Annotated in this window: 18 protein-coding genes and 1 pseudogene; 6 read left to right on the top strand and 13 right to left on the bottom strand. The window is 43.6% G+C overall.

The features are described 5' to 3' along the window. Positions 1 to 94: 94 nt before the first annotated feature. The 5 genes from H569_RS0114910 (at position 95) to H569_RS0114885 (ending at position 6,470) form a co-directional block, all read left to right on the top strand. The gene (locus tag H569_RS0114910; protein WP_027365648.1) at positions 95 to 1,732 is read left to right on the top strand and encodes an AMP-binding protein; all 1,638 of its coding nucleotides are present in this window, start codon (positions 95 to 97) and stop codon (positions 1,730 to 1,732) included. A 31-nt stretch (positions 1,733 to 1,763) separates the two neighbouring features. Continuing rightward, the gene (locus tag H569_RS0114905; protein ID WP_027365647.1) at positions 1,764 to 2,198 is read left to right on the top strand and encodes a MaoC/PaaZ C-terminal domain-containing protein; all 435 of its coding nucleotides are present in this window, start codon (positions 1,764 to 1,766) and stop codon (positions 2,196 to 2,198) included. A 22-nt stretch (positions 2,199 to 2,220) separates the two neighbouring features. Then, positions 2,221 to 3,516 (top strand): DUF362 domain-containing protein, encoded by a 1,296-nt coding sequence (locus H569_RS0114900; RefSeq protein WP_027365646.1) that lies wholly within the window; start codon positions 2,221 to 2,223, stop codon positions 3,514 to 3,516. Positions 3,517 to 3,804: 288 nt separating this feature from the next. Beyond that, the gene (locus H569_RS0114890; protein ID WP_027365645.1) at positions 3,805 to 4,695 is read left to right on the top strand and encodes a 3-hydroxyacyl-CoA dehydrogenase family protein; all 891 of its coding nucleotides are present in this window, start codon (positions 3,805 to 3,807) and stop codon (positions 4,693 to 4,695) included. A gap of 143 nt (positions 4,696 to 4,838) precedes the next feature. Further along, entirely contained in the window at positions 4,839 to 6,470 is a 1,632-nt protein-coding gene (locus H569_RS0114885) for a long-chain-fatty-acid--CoA ligase (protein WP_027365644.1), read from the top strand. A 203-nt stretch (positions 6,471 to 6,673) separates the two neighbouring features. Here the strand turns inward: H569_RS0114885 and H569_RS0114880 are convergent, their stop codons facing one another. The 10 genes from H569_RS0114880 to H569_RS0114835 all read right to left on the bottom strand — a co-directional run bounded on the left by H569_RS0114880 (position 6,674) and on the right by H569_RS0114835 (position 18,221). Further along, positions 6,674 to 7,384: an ABC transporter ATP-binding protein gene (locus H569_RS0114880; protein ID WP_027365643.1), complete on the bottom strand. Its 711-nt coding sequence runs from the start codon at positions 7,382 to 7,384 to the stop codon at positions 6,674 to 6,676. Continuing rightward, on the bottom strand, positions 7,377 to 8,141 hold the full coding sequence (locus tag H569_RS0114875; RefSeq protein ID WP_027365642.1) for an ABC transporter ATP-binding protein: 765 nt from the start codon (positions 8,139 to 8,141) through the stop codon (positions 7,377 to 7,379). The genes H569_RS0114880 and H569_RS0114875 overlap by 8 nt, the downstream gene beginning before the upstream one ends. Next, on the bottom strand, positions 8,104 to 9,135 hold the full coding sequence (locus tag H569_RS0114870) for a branched-chain amino acid ABC transporter permease (protein ID WP_027365641.1): 1,032 nt from the start codon (positions 9,133 to 9,135) through the stop codon (positions 8,104 to 8,106). The genes H569_RS0114875 and H569_RS0114870 overlap by 38 nt, the downstream gene beginning before the upstream one ends. Further along, complete coding sequence (locus H569_RS0114865; RefSeq protein WP_027365640.1) at positions 9,135 to 10,001, bottom strand: branched-chain amino acid ABC transporter permease; 867 nt, start codon at positions 9,999 to 10,001, stop codon at positions 9,135 to 9,137. Before H569_RS0114865 ends, H569_RS0114870 begins: the two co-directional genes overlap by 1 nt. A 257-nt stretch (positions 10,002 to 10,258) precedes the next feature. Beyond that, positions 10,259 to 11,566 (bottom strand): ABC transporter substrate-binding protein, encoded by a 1,308-nt coding sequence (locus H569_RS20545; RefSeq protein WP_051273685.1) that lies wholly within the window; start codon positions 11,564 to 11,566, stop codon positions 10,259 to 10,261. A gap of 428 nt (positions 11,567 to 11,994) precedes the next feature. Then, on the bottom strand, positions 11,995 to 13,170 hold the full coding sequence (locus H569_RS0114855; protein ID WP_027365639.1) for a thiolase family protein: 1,176 nt from the start codon (positions 13,168 to 13,170) through the stop codon (positions 11,995 to 11,997). A 155-nt stretch (positions 13,171 to 13,325) separates the two neighbouring features. Then, the gene (locus H569_RS0114850; protein WP_027365638.1) at positions 13,326 to 15,149 is read right to left on the bottom strand and encodes an acyl-CoA dehydrogenase; all 1,824 of its coding nucleotides are present in this window, start codon (positions 15,147 to 15,149) and stop codon (positions 13,326 to 13,328) included. Positions 15,150 to 15,175: 26 nt separating this feature from the next. Beyond that, positions 15,176 to 15,949, bottom strand: a complete 774-nt coding sequence (locus H569_RS0114845; RefSeq protein WP_027365637.1) for an enoyl-CoA hydratase-related protein — start codon at positions 15,947 to 15,949, stop codon at positions 15,176 to 15,178. A 71-nt stretch (positions 15,950 to 16,020) separates the two neighbouring features. Beyond that, positions 16,021 to 17,199: a thiolase family protein gene (locus tag H569_RS0114840; RefSeq protein ID WP_207637575.1), complete on the bottom strand. Its 1,179-nt coding sequence runs from the start codon at positions 17,197 to 17,199 to the stop codon at positions 16,021 to 16,023. 95 nt (positions 17,200 to 17,294) lie between these two features. After that, complete coding sequence (locus tag H569_RS0114835; RefSeq protein ID WP_257720124.1) at positions 17,295 to 18,221, bottom strand: 3-hydroxyacyl-CoA dehydrogenase family protein; 927 nt, start codon at positions 18,219 to 18,221, stop codon at positions 17,295 to 17,297. A gap of 536 nt (positions 18,222 to 18,757) precedes the next feature. On the opposite strand from H569_RS0114835, the gene H569_RS23490 reads away from it, so the two are divergent. Further along, positions 18,758 to 20,890 (top strand): acetate--CoA ligase family protein, encoded by a 2,133-nt coding sequence (locus H569_RS23490; RefSeq protein WP_027365634.1) that lies wholly within the window; start codon positions 18,758 to 18,760, stop codon positions 20,888 to 20,890. 37 nt (positions 20,891 to 20,927) lie between these two features. On the opposite strand, the gene ybaK is transcribed toward H569_RS23490, so the two are convergent. The 3 genes and pseudogenes from ybaK to H569_RS22295 all read right to left on the bottom strand — a co-directional run. Continuing rightward, positions 20,928 to 21,410, bottom strand: coding sequence for a Cys-tRNA(Pro) deacylase (gene ybaK / locus H569_RS0114825; RefSeq protein ID WP_027365633.1), 483 nt, complete (start codon positions 21,408 to 21,410; stop codon positions 20,928 to 20,930). A gap of 306 nt (positions 21,411 to 21,716) precedes the next feature. Next, positions 21,717 to 21,872 carry a hypothetical protein gene (locus H569_RS22815; RefSeq protein WP_169726456.1) on the bottom strand — a complete coding sequence of 52 codons (156 nt, stop codon included), beginning with the start codon at positions 21,870 to 21,872 and terminating at the stop codon, positions 21,717 to 21,719. Beyond that, positions 21,853 to 21,988: pseudogene (locus tag H569_RS22295) on the bottom strand (IS256 family transposase); the annotation flags it as partial. The pseudogene H569_RS22295 and the gene H569_RS22815, both read right to left, overlap by 20 nt.

Here is a 21,988-nt window from a genome sequence, read left to right as displayed (position 1 = left end):
TAAACCTATCTAAGCTGGATTAGCGTTGGTACCATGCTGATGAAAAACATGTCCCTGGCATAATTCGTTCAAAAAATAAACGCAGGTAAAAATTATGGTAGAAAAAATTTGGCTAAAATCATGGCCCAAAGGAGTCACTAAAATTTTAAAATACCAAGAAAAACCAATAATTTGGACTGTTTCAAAGCATGCCCAAAATAGCCCCAAACGAACGGCGGTAAACTATTATGGCCGGGTTATATCTTATGGTGAACTTGACCATTTGGCAAACCGCTTTGCTTCTTCATTGGTAGCTTTGGGAATTAGACACGGTGACCGTATAAGCCTTTATATGGAAAATTGCCCGCAGTTTATTATAGCCATGCTTGGTGGCTGGAAAATCGGTGCGGTAATAGTGCCGTCCAACCCAATGTTTCTAGGTGATGAACTTGTTTACCAGTTAACAGATGCAGGTGCAGAAACGATTATTTTGCAAGATGACCTTTTCCCGGTTTTCAATTCTATCTGGAAGCGTACACCCGTGGCAAATGTAATTGTGACCAATCGTAAAGAATTTTTACCGCAAGAACCAACATTGCCGCCACACCATACTCTTTTAACCGCATCAATTGAAACCCCGGGCGCAATAAGCTTCATGGATATGTTATCCCAGGCCAGCCAGGAGGTTTATGATGAGCCGGTAATAGACGACCTGGCCTTATTGCAGTATACGGTGGAGACTACCTGCACGCCCAAGGGTGCCATGATTACCCACCGTAACCTGTTATCAAATACGGCCATTTCCGCCAATTGGTTTGATGGTAGACCAGGGGACATACACCTGTCAGTTTTACCCCTGTTTGAAGTGACAGGACTTGTGCACAGTATGTGTATGCCTTTTTATTCAGGCGGAACAATTATCCTGCTGGCCAGGTATGACAGCGAAACGGTATTAAAAGCAATAGAGTTATACCGCTGTACCCACTGGGCTAGTATCGCTACAATGAATATTGCTATTTTAAATTACCCGGGCGTTAGAAACTGGGATTTAACATCACTCCGCTGCTGCCTGTCCGGAGGTTCACCCAAAGTAGTTCAGGCCTTTCGTGAGCTCACAGGAGCATCCTTAGGTGGAGGATATGGTTTAAGCGAAACAATATCACAAGTGACATTAAGTCCGATGGATAACCCGCGCCCCGGCTCAGTCGGCATTCCGGTACATGAAACAGAAGTTAAAATTGTTGATATTGACGACTGGGATAAAGAACTCCCCTTGGGCTCTGAAGGCGAATTGATGGTAAGAGGCCCACAGGTTATGTCGGGCTACTGGAATAGACCACGTGAAACAAGGTTGACACTACATGACGGGTGGCTGGCCACAGGAGACGTGGCAAGATTAGACCAAGACGGCTTTGTCTATCTTGTTGGACGTAAAAATGAAATAATTAAAGCTTCCGGCTTTCTGATATTCCCACGGCAAGTAGAAAATTTTCTTCGTGAACACCCCGCTGTGGCTGAAGCTGCAGTTGTCGGCATACCAGACCCTTACCGGATAGAGACTGTAAAGGCGTATGTCGTGTTGAGACAGGAATATGCCGGCAGGGTTACCGAGCGTGATATCATTGAATGGTCACGCCAAAAGATGGCTGCTTATAAATACCCCAGGATTATTGAGTTTGTGCCTGAATTGCCCCACAATGGCACGGGTAAGGTTAATAGATTTCTTTTGACTGAGTGGGATAAAAAGCTTTAGTTTGTAGCCAATCGAAAGGAGGTTATAGCTTTTGTTAAGCAGTTATTATGAGGACTTAAATGCCGGTGATCGCTGGGTTTCTCGAGGCAGGACAATTACAGAAGCTGATATTGTTATGTTTGCAGCTTTCAGCGGTGATTGGTACCAGTTACATACTGACCGGGAATGGGCTGCAAAAACACCGTTTGGACAAAGGATAGCTCATGGTCTGCTGGTATTATCCGTTTCATCGGGGTTATGGGATCTTGCGGGTGGAACAGTTATTGCTTTTTACGGCATGGATAACGTGCGCTTTACAGCACCAACCTTTATTGGAGACACTATTCATGCTGAGCTTGAGGTTCTTGAAAAAAGAGATAAAGGACCAAACCGGGGCCTTGTTAAGATTAAACAAGAAATTAAAAATCAGAATGGCAAAACAGTAATGACAGCAATGCTGCAATTATTAATTAAGAAAAAGAATTAATTTAAATGGAGGTTCGATCTAAATGACTAAACCATTAGTTTCAGTGACTAAGTTCGATGACGCCTATAAATCAGTCCGCCAGGCGCTGGATTTGTGCCAGGGGCTGGCAGGTTTAAACAAAGGTGATAAAATTTTAATTAAACCCAATTTGGTTTCCTGGGATTTCGATCTTCCGTTTCCACCATACGGTGTTGTAGCTACATCAGCAGTAATGTCGGCACTGGTGCAAATTTTAGCTGAAGAGGGTTTTTCTGACCTCACTATTGGAGAAGCTCCGTTAATGGTTCCCAAAACAATTGGCCAGGCCATGTTTAAAGAATTAGGCTACGATAAGTTACAAGAAAGATACGGAGTAAAATTAATCGATTTTAACGAAGGTAAATTTGAAAAGGTTGATTGCGGCGGTTATGATTTATCAATAGCTGAAAGTGTGCTTGCAGCCGACAAAATTATTAACGTACCTGTACTGAAAACTCATAACCAGACCAAGGTTTCGCTTGGCATAAAAAACTTTAAGGGTGTGATTAACCGAAAATCTAAAATGTTCTGCCATAACAAGGATACCGATTTGAATTATATCTTCCCGCACATTATCGAAAAATTGCCCGTGGCTTTAACCTTAATCGACGGTGTATTTGGTTTGGCCAAGGGGCCGGGGCCAACCGGAAAAGCCGAGAGGCTGAACCTGCTGGTAGCGTCACGTAATACGCTGGCCGCAGATATAGTTGGGTCTGCATTACTTGGATATGCGGCGGAAGAAGTTGAACACCTGACTTATTTCGCCAAGCGTAACGGAGGGAGCCTTGATATTAAAGATATCGAGGTTAAAGGCGAAGATGTGGAGAAAAACAGCAGGTTTCTGGATTATGATTGGGAATGGACTGAGGACAATACCGGTCCCGTTGGTTTTGCTAAACGTGGTATTGTCGGGATTGCTATACGCAAGTACGATAACACTATGTGTACCGGCTGCTCAATGTTGTTTAATCCACTCCTGATCATGTTTATGTCCGCTTATAAGGGTGAGCCTTTACCCAATGTTGAAGTTGTCAGCGGCAAGGTGCAGGTGGCTGCGCCAGGCTTTGATAAAACTGTTTTATTCGGCAGATGTCCCTGCCAGCTAAATAAAGATAACCCCAACATTAAAAAAGCCATTGCTATAAAAGGATGCCCCCCCGATTTGATGGAATTCGAAAAAGCAATGAAGGAAGAGGGAATTGCCTGTGATTATAATCAGTATGTAATGTATCGCCATTACATTTTTAATCGCTATAAAGCAGAAGATGGCTTTGATCTTGGGCTATATAAAGTTAAGTGAATGCTTCTTAAAAGCTCCCCTAACAGGGGAGCTTTCTAATATTATTTTAGGATATGATTTTGTTAAATTATTTAACATTATTGTTATAAAAATGGACTCGGTTGCAACTAAAAAATAATTAATCTATTAATCACTGTTTTGTAAATCTTAGGCCTAAAAGGTGACTCGTATGGTTATTGCATAAAATTACAGGTACAAATATTGCATACTCATAAGTAAATTTATATTTTCATTAACATCGATATAAAGTTGTTTATTGTTGTTTATATTCGGAGGGAGTTGTAAATAGTGAAAGTAAAAGGTATAGATAAAGTTTGCGTGGTTGGAGCGGGAACCATGGGTCATCAAATCGCCCTGTGTGCCGCGCTGGCCGGATATCAAGTTAAGTGCAACGATATCAACGAAAAAGCTTTGGAAAAAGCCCGTCTGTTTATGGAGAAATACTTACCCGATCGTGTAGCGAGAGGCAAAATGACCGTAGAAGCGGCCCGTGCAGGTAAGGAGAACATGTCTTTTACCACTAATTTGGAAGAAGCGGCAAGCGATGCCGACTTAGTTATTGAAGTTATCCCGGAAGTATTAGAATTAAAGCGTCAAATGTTTGCCCGCTTAGATAAAATCTGCCCAAAGCACACCCTGCTGGTTACCAATAGCTCATTTATTGTGACCTCTAGAATAGCCGGTGTTACCAGCAGGCCTGAAAAATTATGCAATATGCATTTTTTCGTGCCCCCGCTTGCAATGCTGCCGGTTGAAGTGGTAAAAGGTCCCCATACTTCAACTGAAACTGCTAATACAATCGCCGATGTCTGTAAAAGCATGGGCAAAATACCAATCATGTTGGATAAAGAAATACATGGATTCCTGGTTAATCGTATTTTATCCGTTGTCCAAAGAGAGGCTTTGTTCTTGTATGATACCGGAGTTGCTTCATTTGAGGATATTGATATTGCTGTAAAAGAAGGCCTGGGCCATAAAATATCACCTTTCTATCAAATGGACTTAATTGGGTTGGATCTGGTGCTTTTAATTTCTATGGAGCATTACCGTGAAACTGGTAATCCCGAGCTTAAGCCATCACCTGCAGTGATAGAGATGGTTGCAAAGAATAGATTAGGTCGTAAAACTGGCAAAGGTTTTTATGATTATGGCAATATGCTTAATGAAAGGGGGTATTAAAAAATAATAGTCAAATGCCATTATTTTAAAATCTCAGGTTGGAATTTTAATTGTCCCAATTTTTTTAGTTTTAAGAATTATGAATAATTAATAAATATTTAGAAAGTTAACAAACTTAATTCTATAGTTGGAGGTGCCAAATAGTGAACTTTCCAAGACCATACTTAAAGGTTTACGAGCAAGGGGGAGTAGATTGGGAACTTAAGATAGAACCAAAGGCTTTACACAGTCTGCTGTATAATTCGGCGCAAAAATATCCCGAAAAAACAGCTTTGATCTTTTACGGTCACAAAATATCCTATGCACAACTGACAGGAGCTGTAAAAAGAGCTGCATCTGTTTTTTACGAACTGGGCTTGCGCAAAGGTGACAGGGTGGCTGTAATGTTGCCCAATTGCCCTGATTTTGTAATTGCTTATTATGCGATTTTAAGCTTGGGAGGAATCGTGGTAAATACCAATCCCATGTATGTGGAAAGAGAAATACAGCACCAGGTAAACGATTCCGGCTCGAAAATGATTATTACCCTCTTTGACCTGTACTTTAGGGTTAAGAACATCAGAGAAAACACTTCCCTGGAAAAGGTTATCCTAACGGGCTTAACCGGTAAACCTGAAACAATGCCGGATGACACTCTTTGGTTCCCTGGGTTTTACGCCCAGGACCGTACTCCTGCACCGGAAGTGGAAATTAACCCGATGGAGGACTTGGCCGTGCTGCAGTATACAGGAGGTACCACCGGGGTATCCAAAGGTGCTATGCTTACTCATTATAACCTTTACGCAAATTCCCAACAAACAGACCATTTCTTTGTTGGAGAAGAAAAAAAGCAGCTTACGCTGACAGCGCTTCCGCTGTTCCATGTTTACGGCATGACATCCTGCATGAACCTGGCCATGGCTGCAGGAACAACACTGATCTTGGTTCCCCGTTTCGTGCCCGAGGAAATAGCCAAGATTATTAAGGAGTACAAACCAACCTTTTTCCCGGGCGTCCCGACAATGTTCATTGCCTTGCTCAACTGTCCTGAATTTAAAGAATATGATTCAGTAATGGTTTACAACTCCGGGGGGGCTCCAATGCCTGTAGATGTAATATTGAAATACCAGAAGCTCCTTGAAGGAACTAATACTGAGGTAGGTGAAGGTTACGGGTTATCAGAATCTTCTCCCACAACACACTGCAACCCTATATTTGGTGCAAACAAGCCGGGTAGTATAGGAATTCCCTTCCCGGCAACCGATGCTGCCGTAGTAAACCTGGAAACCGGTGAGTATCTGCCTGTTGGGGAAGTAGGGGAGTTGGTAATCAAGGGTCCACAGGTAATGAAAGGTTATTGGAATATGCCGGAGCAGACCGCTAAAACACTGCGTGACGGTTGGCTATATACCGGCGACATGGCCAGGATGGACGAAGACGGTTACTTCTATATCGTGGATCGAAAAAAGGATATGATTATAGCCAGCGGCTATAATATCTATCCCCGTGAAATTGAAGAGGTGCTGTTTGAACATCCCAAGGTTCAAGAAGCTGTAGTGGCGGGTGTGCCTGACGAGTACCGAGGCGAAACGGTCAAAGCATATATTGTTTTAAAGCAGGGTGAAACTGCGACTCTGGAAGAGTTTCAGGCTTACTGTAAAGAAAAACTGGCCCCATTTAAAGTTCCCAAAAGCTACGAATTTAGAGATGAGCTGCCTAAGTCGGCAGTAGGCAAGCTGTTAAGGCGCAAACTGGTGGAAGAAGAACGACAGAAATTGGAGAAAGCCTTAAAATAATAGCTATTTAAAAACAAAATCCGACAAGTGTTAATTCACTGGTCGGATTTTTACATTTTAACTATTTACCTTTTATCATCTTTTTGGTAATTTATACCTACCAAATATTTGACAGGATTTATCCGGTAATTAGTAAATAAAACGCGTGCATCGTTATTTAGTTAAAGCACGCGTTTTTTAAGGGGGATTGAGGAGGAAATATTTTATGCCCCAAGATAAGCCTTTTTAACAGTCTCGTTATAGATAAGCTCAGAGCTTGGACCCGCCAATACTATTTTACCGTTTTCCAGCACGTAACCCCGGTCAGTTATCATTAAAGCCATATTGGCATTTTGTTCAGAGAGAAAAACAGTTGTCCCCATTTCTTTGCTGATGTTTTTTATTACATCAGCTATTTTCTGAACCACCAGAGGAGCTAAGCCAATTGACGGTTCATCCAGCAGTAGCATATCAGGTTTTGACATCAACGCCCGGCCAATAGCCAGCATCTGTTGCTGTCCTCCGCTAAAGGTTCCGGCTAGCTGGTTTTTTCTTTCTTTTAAAATTGGAAAAAGCTCATATACTTGCTCCAACGAGAGCTGTATCCCTTTATGGTCATTACGCCTGGTGTAAGCGCCCATCATCAGGTTTTTATACACTGATAAATGAGGGAAGAGCTGGCGCCCTTCAGGGCAAAGAGATAAGCCCAACATTACAATTTTATGGGCAGGGAGATTATTGAGTTGCTTTCCGTTAAATTCGATTACTCCTTTTGATGGTTTGAGCACACCAGCTATTGTTCTGAATAAAGTGGTTTTACCAGCCCCGTTGCTGCCCAGCAACGCAACAAATTCACCTTTTTTAATCTCCAGAGAAACATCCCTTACTGCGGGAAATCCACCCACTACCGTTGTTACATTAGTTAGTTTAAGCAATATATTCCCCTCCCAGATAGGCCTTAATTACAGCTGCATCCTTACTTACTTCTTCGGGGGGGCCATCGGCTATTTTCTCTCCGTAATTTAGAACTACAATTCTGTCAGCCAAATCCATAATCATGCGCATTTTATGTTCAATTATAATTACTGTAATACCTGTTTTTTTCATTTTTCTGATTAATGCGGTAATACTGTCTGTATCTTCTTGAATTAATCCTCCTGTAGGTTCGTCCAGGAGGATAATTTTAGGGTCGCTCATAAGTGCAATACCTATTGCTAAACGTTTTTGTTCTTCCTGGGAAAGGGTTGAGACAAGACTATATGTCTTTTCAGCCAGTCCTATAAAGCCCAAAACCTCCAACACCTTTTGAGTGCATTTGTCCCTATCTTCTTTCCAGCCGCGGGTGCGGAATATGGTGCTCCAAAAACCGGTTGTGGTTTTCAGTTTATAACCTATGGCCAAGTTGTCCAACACCCGTAATTGATCAAACAAGGCCGTTGTCTGAAAGGTTCGGGCAATCCCTTTTTGGGCAACCTGATACGGTTTTAAACAGGTTATATCCTCATCCTGCATTAAAATTTTTCCGGAAGTTGGTGGTAAAATACCGCTGATCAGATTGAATACGGTAGTTTTTCCAGCACCATTAGGTCCAATAATCGCTAAAATATCACCGGCACCAACTTGAAAGCTCACATCACTTACTGCAACAAGCCCTTCAAATTGCTTGGTCAGGTTTTCCACCTTCAGCAGCATATTCTCCACCCGCCTTCCTTACTGGATTTTTGGCTTTTGACTTATTCCAGACGCTTTCAATTACACCCATTAACCCGCGGGGAGAGAAGATTATTACAACTATCAGAAGTACGCCAAATATAAGCAAGCGATATTCTTCTAAAAATTGCAGATTTTCCATCAGCACAGGGATTGCAAAAGCTCCGATTATTGGACCGGACAGTGTGGCCACCCCACCTAATAGCAGATATACAAGCCAGTTGAAAGTTAGCATGTAAGAGGCTGTACTGGGACTGATGCTGCCAATCAAACTTGCATATATGCCTCCGGACAAACCTGCAAAAAAGTTAGCTATCACAAAGGAAAGGATTTTTGTGGCAAAAGTATTAATACCTACAGCATCCGCCAAAGCCTCATTATTGCGAATTGCCATGAAGCTTAACCCCTGGAGCGAGAAAACCAGCCGGTGCATAACAAACAGCGTCAGTAAGAGAAAAGCTAAAACAAGATAATACTGAGCAGTTAAAGAATTAAACGAGAGCTTTCCAATAACGGGAAAGGGTATTGGAGTTGGCTTCGGAATGCCCACAACTCCGGTATATCCGCCGGTAAGCGACACCCAACTTCCCGCAATTATAGATACGATAACGCCAAAGCACAAAGTTGCTATAGCAAAATATGACCCACGCGTACGCAAGGTCGGCAAGCCTATTAAAAGGCCAATAAAAGCAGCTAATAGGGCGGAAACCGGCAGGGCAGCCCAAAAAGAAATCCCGGCTTTAGTCATTAATCCTACGCCATATGCTCCGATACCAAAAAAACCTGCATGGGCTAATGATGCTTGACCGGTATAACCCAGGATCAAGTTCATACTTAGTGTCGCCATAGCATATAAACAGCTCATGATTATTATTTGAAAAAAGTAACGGCCTGGAACCAGAAAAGGCACAGTCAGGGCAAAGGCCAGTATTAATAGGTAAAACCACTTTTCTTTAAAAAATAGCCTGACAGCCATTAACCAACCTCCTCTCTTCCAAATAATCCCGTTGGCCTAATCGCCAATATTAAAATTAAAGCGCCAAAAGCAAACACATCCTTATAATCAGCAGATATATAACCTCCGCCCAGAGCCTCGATCAAGCCCAGGATATAACCGCCAAAAATTGCGCCCGGCACGCTTCCGAGACCGCCCAAAATGACAATTACAAATGCTTTCATTCCCAACAGCGCACCCATGCTGGGTGAAATCATAAAAATTGGCGCCACCAGAGAAGCTGCAGCAGCGGCAGTGGCGGTAGAAATTGCAAAGGTCATGGAAGAAACCCGGTTAACGTTAATACCTACAAGCATAGCACCTTCTCTGTTTTGAGCCACTGCTTCAATTGTGGTGCCGGGAGTGGTTTTTTTCAAAAACAGCTGCAGTAAAACTATTAAAACAATTGCAGCAATAATAACCAGTAATCGCTGCTGGGTTAGTATAATGCCGCCAATTTCCACGGGGTTAGGGTAAGGATTAGGTATCCGTTGCCCCTGTGGTCCCCATGCTACTACTACAAAAGTTTCTAAGAACATTAGTGCGCCGATGGCTGAGATAAATGAGTTGATATGAGGTTGGTCTCTTAACGGACGGTAAACAACACGTTCCACCAATATCCCGATTAGAGCCAGTATAATCATTGAAGAAATCATGGCGGTCCAGAAGCCAAAGCCAAGCAGGGTGATAAAGAAAAAGGTGACATAACCGCCCAGCATGTAAAGATGACCATGAGCAAAATTTGGTATGTGCAAAATGCCAAACACCAGCGTCAGACCCAAAGCAACCACAGCGTAGGTGCTACCTAACATTATGCCGTTTAATATCTGCTGTAAAAATAGATCCATTGGTTCCCACCCTTCACTATAAAAATTATGCCGTATGCTTTAATAAGCATCCCACGCCCGCAAAGAGGCGGGGGTGATGAGATTATTGTTTTACGTTTAAAAGATAAACAAATAGAATTCAATGTAATGAACATCCATTTTGCCCCATAATATATCATCATGACATTTGCTTTGCTCTTACCACTAGCTTTCTTTGAAAAAATTTGCCATGGTTACCCATGGCAGGAGTAAAAAGCATCTGATGAGAAGAAAAACTCTTATCTATTGATATAATTTTCAAGAGGCATATACTTTGATGGATTTGGGGTTGTCATTATCTCTTTTAGTTTATTAAACTCATCTTCATTCTTGGGCCAATAAACATAACTTGTCGGTTCTGAGTATTTGCCATCTTTAATGATCTGGACCGCCCCTGGTAACAACATACGTCCGGTGCTATTAATACCGTAATATTCCGCCGGGTTTTTATCGCCGTTAAGAGGAAAGACTTTGGGGAAAGCAGCCCTGATTGCCTTAACATCCTCAACCGTACCAGCTTTTACCATGGCCTGGGCAAGAGCTTTCATGGCGCAGTAATTAAGTACGGCTTCCCAAGTATTGTGAACTTTATATTTTTCGTTATACTTTTTATTAAAAGTTGAGGCCATTTGGGTAGGTATATCTGCCACTGCCGCAACCCCGACAGCACCTTCCATTAAATCTGTCTTGCCGCCAAAAATATCGTCAACAATATAATCCATTTTTGCCTGGTCAATTAGAATAAAGCCGCCCTTATAACCCAATGTCCGAGCTTGTTCAATAACCAGACCGGTGGGAGCGGAGGGACCCCCAATAACCAAAACATCCGGTTTTGTTGATAATGCCGCTGTTAATTGAGAGGAAAAATCAGTTTCGGTATAATAATTTGCAGGCTGGTCCGCGGTTACTTTGCCACCCAGTTTATTTTCCCAGTATTCTTTAAAAGCCTTACGCCATTCATCTCCATAAGCACCAAGCGTAATTACCATGGCTGCATTACGCCATCCCTGGTCCCAGGCCATGTCGGAGAAACCCCGGACATATGCGGTGAATGGGGGGGGAATTGATACTGTTAACTCGTTATTAAGATCATCAACTGCTGGGGTACTGGTATAAGCCATAATTAGAAACTCATTTCCGGATTCCTTGTTTATTTCCATTATTGGAGCGATAGTGGTAAAAACAGGGTTAAATATTGCAGGAGTTTTAAATTGATCCCTTAGCCGGCGTGCGTTATTTACAGCCTGGGTTGGATCAGCCATATCGTCTAGTTTCTCCAGCTTAAAGGTGTATTTTTGTCCGTTAACATCTATACCGCCGGCCTCGTTAATATCATTGACGGCCATATCAACACCGTTAAAGTTATCCTGCCCGTACTGTGCAGCAGGTCCACTTAATGGACCGGTATAACCAATAACAACCTCTTTTGCCGGTTGCTGTGACTCACTCTTGGGTGCCTCGCTGCTTTGCTTAGATCCTCCGCAACCGGTTGACAGGTAAGCCATTAGGATTAGTGATAAAATAAATACTATTCTTTTAATTTTCATCTTTACCCCTCCTGATATTTTTTGAGCACAATTATATATTAGTAATTAATAAAACTTTATTTCTTCTACGACACCTCCTTTAAATAGTTACAAAATTTTTTAAAATTTTGTAACTATTTAAATTTTCTGAAATTTGGTAATCCAATAATTTAAGTAATTTATATGCAAAATCCATGCAATATAATATTCACAATTTTGTTTTAGAATAGCACTGCAACAAACTTTGGCCATATTCCAGTTAATAAGGTGTAATCAGCATAATGTATTGCTTTATTTTTTATTTACCTTGCCACATGAGATAAAAAATTTATTATTTCAATTTCTTGCATACGTTAATAAAATAAACATATACAGATAGTCATTCAAACCTTTATAAATTCAACGGGGCACCCCTAGTATAAGGGGGACCCCGTTGAGATAACAATTTTTTATTTAACTCTTTCCCATAGGGTAGCATTAGCATTGCCAAAGCCGCCGCATAACGTGGCAAGGCCATATTTGGCTTCTGGTTTTTCATATTTCATAATGTTGTTTAAAGTAACAACAATTCTTGCTCCGGATTCTCCCAGCGGGTGTCCCAGCGCCAGGGCTCCACCCCATAAATTAGTTTTTTGGAACGGGGCATTCTTTTCAAGACCCAAATCACGTAGACAGGCTAAAGCCTGACTGGCAAAAGCCTCGTTAATTTCTACTACGTCAATGTCATTGACGGTTAAGCCGGTCCTCTCCAACAACTTTTTAACCGCGTAAATTGGACCAATACCCATGAGTGTCGGGTCACATCCGGCCATAGCTCCTGCTTTATATTTTAAATGATATTCAAGTCCCAATTCATCAGCCTTTTCACGACTCATCAGCAGCAGGGCGCAAGCACCGGAAGTTAGGGGGGAGGATAGGGCTGCGGTAATGACGCCACCGGGCTTAAACGGCGATTTCATTCCGGCCATGGCCTCAATGGAAATGTTATCTCTGATCCACTGGTCCCGGTCCACCATGAATTTGGTGCCGTCTTCTTTTTCTCCCTCTACCGGTACTATCTCATTCCTAAACTTCCCGTTATCCCTTGCGGCAGCCGCCCTTTGGTGGCTGTAGTAAGCCATCTGCATCATATCTTCGCTCGAAATTTTCCACAGTTCAGCAACTTTTTCAGCAGTAGCCCCCATGGGAATATCAGCTGGATTATACCTTTGGGCCAACCTAGGGGGCATATCTAAAGCCATGCCCATCGGAACATGCTGCATATCTTCGGCGCCACCGGCGATATAAATATCTCCTTCACCGCAAATTATTGCTCTGGCAGCATGTTCAATGGCTGACATGCCACTGGGGCACTGCTGGCAGATAGTATTTGCGGCAACCGATTCGGGATAACCACCGGCCAGCCAGGCTAGTCTGCCAATATCGTTCTGCATTCCAACTTGAGCGGCAGTTCCGATGAATACAGCCTCGACATCTTCCGGCTTAACTTTTGGGTTACGTGCAAATAGAGCATCGTAAACAGCCGTAAGCAGCTCATCAGGCCGCTTGTTCTTAAACCAGCCTTTTTCAGCATGGGCCCTGCCATTAGGAGTCCTTACGCCGTCGATAATAACGCATTCTCTCATATTAAAGCACCTCAGTTGTTTGTTTATATTTTAAATAATTCAATGTTTAAAAAATTAACATTTTAAGCCAGATAGCATAGAGGGGCTTCGCTATAATTCTTTACTTTGCGCAGCCCCTCTGTTAAATCCAGCAAATCCAGCTATTTGTTTACTTATTATAACGCTTCTTCAAGAATATCAATCGCTGAGGTATCGCAATCTTTAACTACTTCAGCAATCTTAAAGATTTCAGGTACAATATTTCTAATATAAAATTTTGCGGTTTGAACCTTACCCTGGTAGAACGGGTAGTCATAATGATCTTCGCCCAATTCTTTGATCTTGTTGACAGCTATGGCTGCCTGCTCAAGCAGCAGGGAACCTCCCCACAGCATTGCGGTTGCATGTAGAATCCTGGTGGAGAAGAGGGGAACAATTTTAATGTTTTTGGCAAAATTCATGGCAATAAAACCCTGGATTTCTCTGTAAACGCCCACTGCTTTACTTAAAATTTCGTACTCACGGCTAAATCCTTCAAGGTCCTTGTTGCTTTCTATAGAAGTAGCAACTTCCTTAAACCACTCCGCGAATACCTTGCCGCCGTCCATCATCCATTTTCTGCCAACCAAGTCCAGCGACTGGATAAAGTTTGTGCCTTCCCAGATGGACAGGATCTTGGAGTCCCTTGCACATTGAGCTACAGGATATTCTTCGGTGAAGCCGTATCCCCCATGAACCTGGATAGCTTCCGCCGTGGTTTGCCAGACCATGTCGGAGGGATAGGCTTTGACCAACGGGTTATTTACATCAACTCTTCTTTCTGCCATTTTTCTTTCTTCGGGGTCGTCGCTGAACCTGAGCAAGTCCAGGTAATATGAGTTTTTCATAATCATCGCCCTGGATGCTTCAATTACGGATTTTTGGAATAAAAGCATCCTTCTGATGTCTTCATGCTCAATGATCCGAACCCTATCACCCTTGGGATTACTAATGGCTTTACCCTGTACGCGCTCCTTGGCATACGCAAGAGCATAGTTATAAGCTGCTTGTGCGATGGACATTGCGGTCAGGCCTGTACCCTGCCTGGCACCGTTCATCATCACAAACATTTGAGCCATCCCCTGGGCTTTGCCTTTTTCATCAGGCGGGTTGCCCAGCAGAATACCCCGGCAGGTACCCTGGTCACCAAAGCTAAGCATAGCTGTTGCCGAGCCTTTGATACCCATTTTATGTTCAATCGCCACGGTAGTAACATCATTGGGTTCCCCAAGGCTGCCATCTTCATTTACCCAAATCTTAGGTACTATAAAGAGCGAAATCCCCTTGGTGCCTGGTGCGGCGCCTTCGCACTTGGCTAACAACAGGTGGATAATGTTTTCCGTAAGATCATGGTCACCTGCGGTAATGAAGCATTTGGTGCCTTTAATTTTATAAATTCCCGGTTCATCTGTAGCAAATGCCTTGGTGGTAATATCACCGACATCTGAGCCACAGCATGGTTCAGTCAAACACATAGTGCCAGCCCATTCGCCACTGTACATTTTAGGTAGGAACAATTTTTTTTCTTTCTCTGTTCCAAAGGTATTGATCAAGTTGGATGCTCCACCTGCCAGTCCAATATAGGGATGAAAAGCAGGGTTAGCCGCGTTGAAAAATTCATCCAGGGCGATGTGGATAACCGTGGGCAATTTACCTTCTTCATCGGGATCATACTGGGTATTGCCGTAACCGTTTTCCTGCAGGAACCGGTAAAGCTTATGGAATGAAGGTGGTGTGGTAACCTTGCCGTCTGCAAATTTGGCTCCGATTCTGTCTCCGTCTTCATTAGTGGGGGCAACTACTTCCTTGGCCACCTTTAAAGCCTCGTCCAGGATCATATCAACGTCGTCCAGATCATAGGTGTCTTTAAAAGCTTCAAAGTTTAAAATCTTTTCCGTATCCAGCCATTCTTTAATGATAAATTTATGGTCCCGGTTGGAATAGATAAAATTACTAGCCATTCTTTGCTCTCCTTTATGTTAAATATTTATTTTCCCTGGAAATTCGGCGGTCTCTTTTGGAAGAAAGCCATGCCGCCTTCTTTAGCGTCTTCACTGGCGAACACAACTGCGGAACCAGCTTGTTCTATTTTAATTCCCTCTTCGATAGTTGTATTAAGCCCCTGTGTTACCGCCTTTAGAATTTCTCTAATTGCAATAGGGGCGCCTTTTGCCAGTTTTGCTGCCAGGGCCTTTGCTTCATTGAGAACCTGGTCGGCAGGAACTACTTTATTGACCAAACCGTAGTTGAGTGCTTCTTCGGCACTTAATGGATCCCCCGTAAGCATGACTTCCAAAGCTTTGGTTTTACCAATCAGCCTGGGAAGACGTTGAGTACCGCCCCAACCGGGGATGATACCCAGCTTTACTTCCGGCAGGCCGATTTTTGCCGATGCGGATAAAATTCTCAGGTGACAGCTCATAGCCAGCTCATTGCCGCCGCCAAAAGCACTGCCTTGAATAGCAGCGATAACCGGCTTGGGATAATTTTCTATCTTTAGAAATACATCATGGCCGCTGATCTTAGGAGCCCCGCCGGCCTGGATCGACGCAAACTCCGTAATGTCAGCACCCGCAGAGAACAATTTTTCACCGGAACCGGTTATCACTATAGCCCTGACTTCTTTGTCATTAAGGCTTTCATCAAGCAAAGCGTTCAGGTCCGCAAGAACAGGTTGTCCCAGTGCGTTCGCGGGGGGATTGTTAATTGCGGCAACGATATAACCATCTTGCTTTTCCACAATTAATTTAGTGTACTCCACAAAATTTACCTCCTATCACTATTTAGAAGTTTGTCTTTGCGCGGAGTGAAACGACGTGGCAGTAAAAAAGCCTAGCACTTTTCAATTATAGTTGCTACTCCCTGACCGCCACCGCAACAGGCCGTGATTAGCGCATACCGGCCATCTCTTCTGTGCAGTTCATATACTGCCTTTACAGTCAGTATGGCCAGTGACCCGGCAATGGGGTGACCAAGGGCAATCGCGCCGCCATTGGGATTAAATTTCTCCTGATCCCGCCAGTTTATGCCGAGTTCCTTGCAGCAGGCCAAAGCCTGGGAGGCAAAGGCCTCATTAAGTTCGATGACATCTAACTGGTCAATGGTCAAACCGGCCATGGCCAGTGCCTTGCGGGTGGCAGGTACAGGCCCCATACCCATTATGTTGGGATCAACGCCGCCTGCCCCATATGCCCGGATAAAAGCCATTGGTTTTAATCCTAACTCCTCCGCCTTTTCACGGGAGGTAATCAGCAATGCACCGGCCCCATCGTTAATGCCCGAGGATGTGCCGGCGGTGACTGTGCCGTCTTTTTTGAAAACGGGGCGCAGTTTGGCCAATGCTTCCAACGTTGTGTTGGGACGGGGGTGTTCATCGACTTCAAATACTACGGGTTCGCCTTTCTTTTGCGGGATCACAACCGGAACAATTTGCTCTTTAAATCTTCCTTCTCGTAGAGCCCGGCCAGCTTTAACCTGACTCAGATAACCGAATTCATCCTGCTCTTCCCGGGGGATATTGAAACGTTCAGCTACATTTTCTGCGGTTATACCCATAGGGGGATCGCCAATTTCCCGGGGGCTCAGCGCACGCTTAATAAAACTGGGTGCTACCCGCTGGTAAGCCGCAGTTGGTTTTTCCAATAAATAAGGCTGGCGGGTCATGCTTTCCACCCCACCGGCCAGGTAGATGTCACCCACTTCGGCCCTGATATGAGTGGCAGCCAGGTTTACAGCAGTAGACCCGGAACCGCACTGGCGGTCTATAGTGATAGCAGGGATTTCCATGGGTAGTCCGGCCATCAGCAAGGACATGCGGCCAAGGCAACCCGGCGCTCCCAGGCAGTGGCCGAAAATTACCTCATCTATCAGCTCAGGTTTCTGCAGACCACTTCTGGCAACTGCTTCTTTCATAACAACAGCGGCCAGCGCCTCCGGGGGGACATCCCTGAGAGCGCCGTTTTCCTTGGCTATGGCGGTCCTGGCGGCGCTAACTATTACAGCTTCACGCATCATGCTGCCTCCTTTCAATTAAGTCGGGCGACCTCCTTCATAGCATGGCCGCCCTTCTTGTTGAATCAGCCAGTGTAATGTAAACCGAGTTGCAACTATTTTTTGGTATAGTCGTAGAAGCCTTTTCCCGTTTTTTCGCCCCACTCTTTTTTAACAAACTTCTCAACAATAATTGGGGAAGGCTTGTGAGCAGGGTCTCCGTTTGCCTGGTAGTGTTCCATACCGATGTAGTAGGCTAAATCGATGCCGGTTAAATCCATCAGGCGGAAGGGCCCCATCGGGTGTCCAAGCGCATACACCACGGCTTTATCGATATCTTCATAAGAGGCTACGCCCATGTCATAAATATACAGGGCTTCGTGGTTGATGGCAGAAACGATGCGGTTGACCAAAAACCCGTCAATTTCTTTTTTCAGCATCACGGGAACCTTACCGATATCCTTGGCCAGGTCATAAATGGTCTGGGCTGTTTCGTCAGAGGTATGCGGTCCGTTTACAACTTCAACCAGTTTCATTACCAGCGCTGGGTTAAAGAAGTGCATGTTGCATACTTTTTCCGGCCGCTTGGTGGCAGGAGCAATTCTTGAACTCACGATAAAAGAGCTGTTGGTTGCCAGAATGGTATGCGGGGGGCAAATCTCATCCAACTGGGCAAATACTTTTAATTTGAGATCTATTTTTTCCAGGATTGCTTCAATGACAACGTCTGCGTCATATGCGGCTTCTTTAAGATCACCGGTAAAAGAAATGTTGGCTCTTGCCTGCTTGGCAGCTTCCTCAGTCATTTTGCCTTTGGCTACCCGCTTGGGAAGGTAATCGTCAGCAAAGGCTTCCGCCTTTTTCAAAATTTCTTCATTTACATCAATGCATTTTACCTGATAGCCTGCGATGGCACAGCATAGAGCAATTTGGTGCCCCATGTTCCCCGCACCCACTACACAAATCTTGCTTACGCCTGGTATTGTCATGTTTACTACACCTCTCCTTAAGTTTTTTATTTGATTAAATCTATTTGAAAACATTGACCACACCTTTGATATAAATGTAGCAAGTTTTATGCCAAAGGCTTCAGCATAGCCCCGCGTTATTTGAAAATTACCAATACTTCTTATATTTATCAACTGCTCTTTTTAGAAAAATTCATTTAAAAATGTTCAAATTCTAAACAAACCTATTTCATCTTGAAACCTGATATTTATTTGGTAATAATTTAACAGGAATGTATTATGTACTTCTTGATTATTGACTGGTATAAGATTTGCATTTGTTACAATTAAGGAAGTATAATAAATTTTTAATTTTTTAAATTAACTGACAAGATATAATGAAGATGATTTGCCAAAACCATCTAAGGGAAAATTTACATTGCTTTGATTAATAATGCCATTAGAAATGCTATGCGGTATATAGGCCGGCATTCTGGCCCATATACCGCTTTATCTCTAATATTATTGTGTTTAGTATTTTAACATTAGTTAAAGTACTAAACGGTTTGTACCACTGGCTAAATTAATACTTGTATTATTTTGTGTTAACATTCCTCTGGAGGTGCATATCAATGTTTCCAAACAAAAATGAATTTGAACCGCTAAAGGCTTTTTTTGAACCGGAGGCTATCGCCCTTATCGGAGCTTCAAACGATCCAAGAAAGCCCAGCGGCAGGCCGCTGCATGCTTTAATTGATAAAGGTTATAAAGGCAAGATATACCCCGTTAACCCTAAATACGAATCCATTTCCGGAATAAAATGCTACCCAACCCTGGCTAGCATACCCGGACCTGTGGATTTAGCGGTTATCAGCGTGCCTGCCGCAGGCGTTTATAATACCCTGGAGCAATGCGTTGAAAAGGGTGTCAAAGGTGCAATTATTTTTAGTTCCGGTTTTGCCGAAGTTGGGCCGCAAGGTCAACAAGAGCAGCGAAAAATTACTGAATTAGCCAGGCGTTCCGGACTACGGCTGTGTGGCCCCAATTGTCTTGGTGTTGTCAATACGACAAACGGAGTGATGGCTTCTTTTGCTTTTATTGTCAACATTCCCGATATAGATCCCAGAACTGTAGGCTTTGTCACCCAGAGCGGCGCTTTTGGCGCCTTAATCTATGCTCAGGCACTTTATAGTGGAATTGGTTTAAGCTATTTTGTAAGTGTCGGAAACGAAGCTGACCTTGAATTTGCTGACTTTTTAGGCTATATGGTCCATGATGATAAAACTAGGGTTCTGGGCGGGTACCTTGAAGGGGCAAAGGATGGGCGGCTAATGCGCCGTGTTGCCAATGAGGCAGCAAAAGTTGGTAAACCGATAATGATTATGAAAGTAGGTCGCAGTTCGACCGGAGCCAGGGCTGCATCCTCCCATACTGGTTCTTTGGCTGGGGAAGACAGGATTTATGACGCCTTTTTCAAACAAACTGGCATCATCAGGATTGACGGTCCGGAAGAATTAATCTCTTTTGTGCCCATTATATCGGCAGGTCGTTTACCAAAGGGAAGAAATGTCGCCGTGCTGACTGTTTCAGGGGGTGCCGGGGTAACCCTGGCTGACATGAGTGAGCGACTTGGCTTGACCCTTCCGCCTTTCAGCGAGGAAGCAGTTGCAAAAATGGAAGCTGCACTGCCGTTTTTTGCTTCTGCCCAAAATCCAATAGACCTTACCGCACAGTACGTTACCAATCCTGAAATGTTAATGACCTGCTTTGAAGCATTGCTAAAGGAGGATAATATTGATATTATTTTGGGCAATTTTGACTTCCGTGAGCCCTACGGGGTGGAAATAGCCCGAAAAGTTATTGAATACTATAATTCCACTGATAAAACCATGGTTATGTGTCCGTGGGTATTTCCAGGGCAGGAGGAAGAGGAAGGGATAAAGGAGCTGCGACGGGCAGGCGTGCCGGTGTTGTTAAATACAGCTCAGGCGGTTAGGGCTATTGCCCATCTTGCTGATTATGCCGAATTTTTGCGCAAAAGGCAAAAAGCAGAATATGCAGTGCCTGATGCTCCCGGGCTTGAAGAGGACATGAGGAATTTAAAGGGTGCTTTGAGTGAAGGCCAGTCAAAGGACATACTTGCAAAGTTTGGCATTCCTGTAACAGCCGGAGGCATTGCCAACTCCGAGGAGGAAGCGGTAGCATTGGCTGAAAGAATCGGCTATCCGGTAGCAGTAAAAATAGATTCCCCTGATATTTTACACAAAACAGAAGCCGGAGCCATTGCCCTTAATTTAAAATCTGCGGAAGAGGTTAAGGTAGCTTATCATAAAGTGCTACAAAACGCGAATCAATATAAACCAGGGGCTGGAATAAACGGGGTGCTGGTGCAGGAAATGCTCCCGGAAGGCACGGAAGTTATTATCGGGGTTACCAGGGATCCGGTATTTGGACCTACAGTTATGTTCGGACTGGGCGGCATATTTGTTGAGGTATTAAAGGATGTTTCTTTCCGCGTGGCACCATTAAGCCCCGGAGACGCCATGGATATGATTAAAGAAATCAAGGGGTACCAGCTGCTTAAAGGTGTACGGGGCAAGCAACCTGCAGACATTAATGCTCTGGCTGATGTAATAATGAAGGTATCAAACCTGGCTGTAGCATTAGGAGATAACATAAAAGAATTAGACATTAACCCTCTAATTGTCTATCCAGAACGAATGGGTGTCAAAGCAGCAGATGCTGTAATTGTTTTTAAAGAATAAATTTGCCGCGGTACATCCCGCGGCAAATTTATTGGCATTAAATTTTAACATTAACCATAGTTGGCTTAAGGATACGAATAACCTCCTTGGGGTCCATACTTACAAGATAACCTCGTTTACCACCGTTAATATATATAATAGGAAGCTCTTGAATAGTTTCTTCCATGTATATTGGCATTTTTTTACGCGTCCCAAAAGGTGAGGTACCTCCAACCAAGTAACCGGTATGTTTATTGGCAGTTTCCGGAGTGCAGGGAGTAATGTTCCTAACACCTATGGTACGCGCCAGCTGCTTGGTGGAAATTTCCGCATCACCATGCATCAAACAAATTAAAGGGTTTTTATTTTCATCCTCCATAACGATAGTTTTAATCATATAATGTTCATCTACGCCTAATTCCTTTGAAGAAACTGCTGTGCCGCCTTTTTCTTTATAATTATAAAGATGCTCTCCGTACACTGCGTTCGCTTCTCTTAATACGCGTATGGCCGGGGTCACAGGAAATTTAGACTTTGCCATATTCATTATCCTTTCGTAAACATAAGAGGTATGTTTTTATTTATCTAAAACCCGCCTTAAATAATATTGCCCACGGTTAGCATATTGTTATCTTACTTTTTTCGCATCAATATCTTAGCCAGGGTAAAGCCTATAAAGCCGGCCATCAAATATAAAATCCATTCCATTTATTATCCTCCAATCAAAACCCATTTGCCCCTTTAATCTTACTAATTATAAATTATAAGTTAACCGGCGCAAAACCTGATCAAGTCCAAATTGTTGTGTAAAATTCCTCAGCTAGCATTTTAACCTGAACACCGCCACTTAAATTATCCAGCTCGCCATGCGCCAGTCAAGGGTAAAGGCTTGCGCCTCCGCTTCGCGGACCCTTGACAGGCGCACGGCTCCGCTGGTAACGGTTGACAAGCGGTGTTCAAGGGTAAATATATTGGCCTTATTTTTATCGGATATAAGCGACATTACTTCGATGGCAGGCAAGGTTTTGCTCTTTTCGCCACTGCAGGTATTCGCTCATATCCAGATACTTTCTACCGGTTGCCCACTTATCGTCAAGCTCCATGAGCAGGGCTCCGATT

Source organism: Desulfotruncus alcoholivorax DSM 16058, assembly GCF_000430885.1.
GTDB classification, from domain to species: Bacteria; Bacillota; Desulfotomaculia; order Desulfotomaculales; family Desulfallaceae; genus Desulfotruncus; species Desulfotruncus alcoholivorax.
The sequence above is the reverse complement of the archived record's forward strand: the minus strand, read 5'-3'. Positions and strand labels throughout refer to the sequence as shown.

Excerpts from the sequence above, each read along its gene's own strand:
- ybaK (WP_027365633.1), bottom strand. The coding sequence starts at position 21,410 with ATGGCAAAGTCTAAATTTCCTGTGACCCCGGCCATACGCGTATTAAGA.
- H569_RS22815 (WP_169726456.1), bottom strand. The coding sequence starts at position 21,872 with ATGTCGCTTATATCCGATAAAAATAAGGCCAATATATTTACCCTTGAA.
- H569_RS0114850 (WP_027365638.1), bottom strand. The coding sequence starts at position 15,149 with ATGGCTAGTAATTTTATCTATTCCAACCGGGACCATAAATTTATCATT.
- H569_RS0114835 (WP_257720124.1), bottom strand. The coding sequence starts at position 18,221 with ATGTTTTCAAATAGATTTAATCAAATAAAAAACTTAAGGAGAGGTGTA.
- H569_RS0114910 (WP_027365648.1), top strand. The coding sequence starts at position 95 with ATGGTAGAAAAAATTTGGCTAAAATCATGGCCCAAAGGAGTCACTAAA.
- H569_RS0114855 (WP_027365639.1), bottom strand. The coding sequence starts at position 13,170 with ATGAGAGAATGCGTTATTATCGACGGCGTAAGGACTCCTAATGGCAGG.
- H569_RS0114870 (WP_027365641.1), bottom strand. The coding sequence starts at position 9,135 with ATGGCTGTCAGGCTATTTTTTAAAGAAAAGTGGTTTTACCTATTAATA.
- H569_RS0114900 (WP_027365646.1), top strand. The coding sequence starts at position 2,221 with ATGACTAAACCATTAGTTTCAGTGACTAAGTTCGATGACGCCTATAAA.
- H569_RS0114865 (WP_027365640.1), bottom strand. The coding sequence starts at position 10,001 with ATGGATCTATTTTTACAGCAGATATTAAACGGCATAATGTTAGGTAGC.
- H569_RS0114840 (WP_207637575.1), bottom strand. The coding sequence starts at position 17,199 with ATGCGTGAAGCTGTAATAGTTAGCGCCGCCAGGACCGCCATAGCCAAG.
- H569_RS23490 (WP_027365634.1), top strand. The coding sequence starts at position 18,758 with ATGTTTCCAAACAAAAATGAATTTGAACCGCTAAAGGCTTTTTTTGAA.
- H569_RS0114875 (WP_027365642.1), bottom strand. The coding sequence starts at position 8,141 with ATGCTGCTGAAGGTGGAAAACCTGACCAAGCAATTTGAAGGGCTTGTT.
- H569_RS20545 (WP_051273685.1), bottom strand. The coding sequence starts at position 11,566 with ATGAAAATTAAAAGAATAGTATTTATTTTATCACTAATCCTAATGGCT.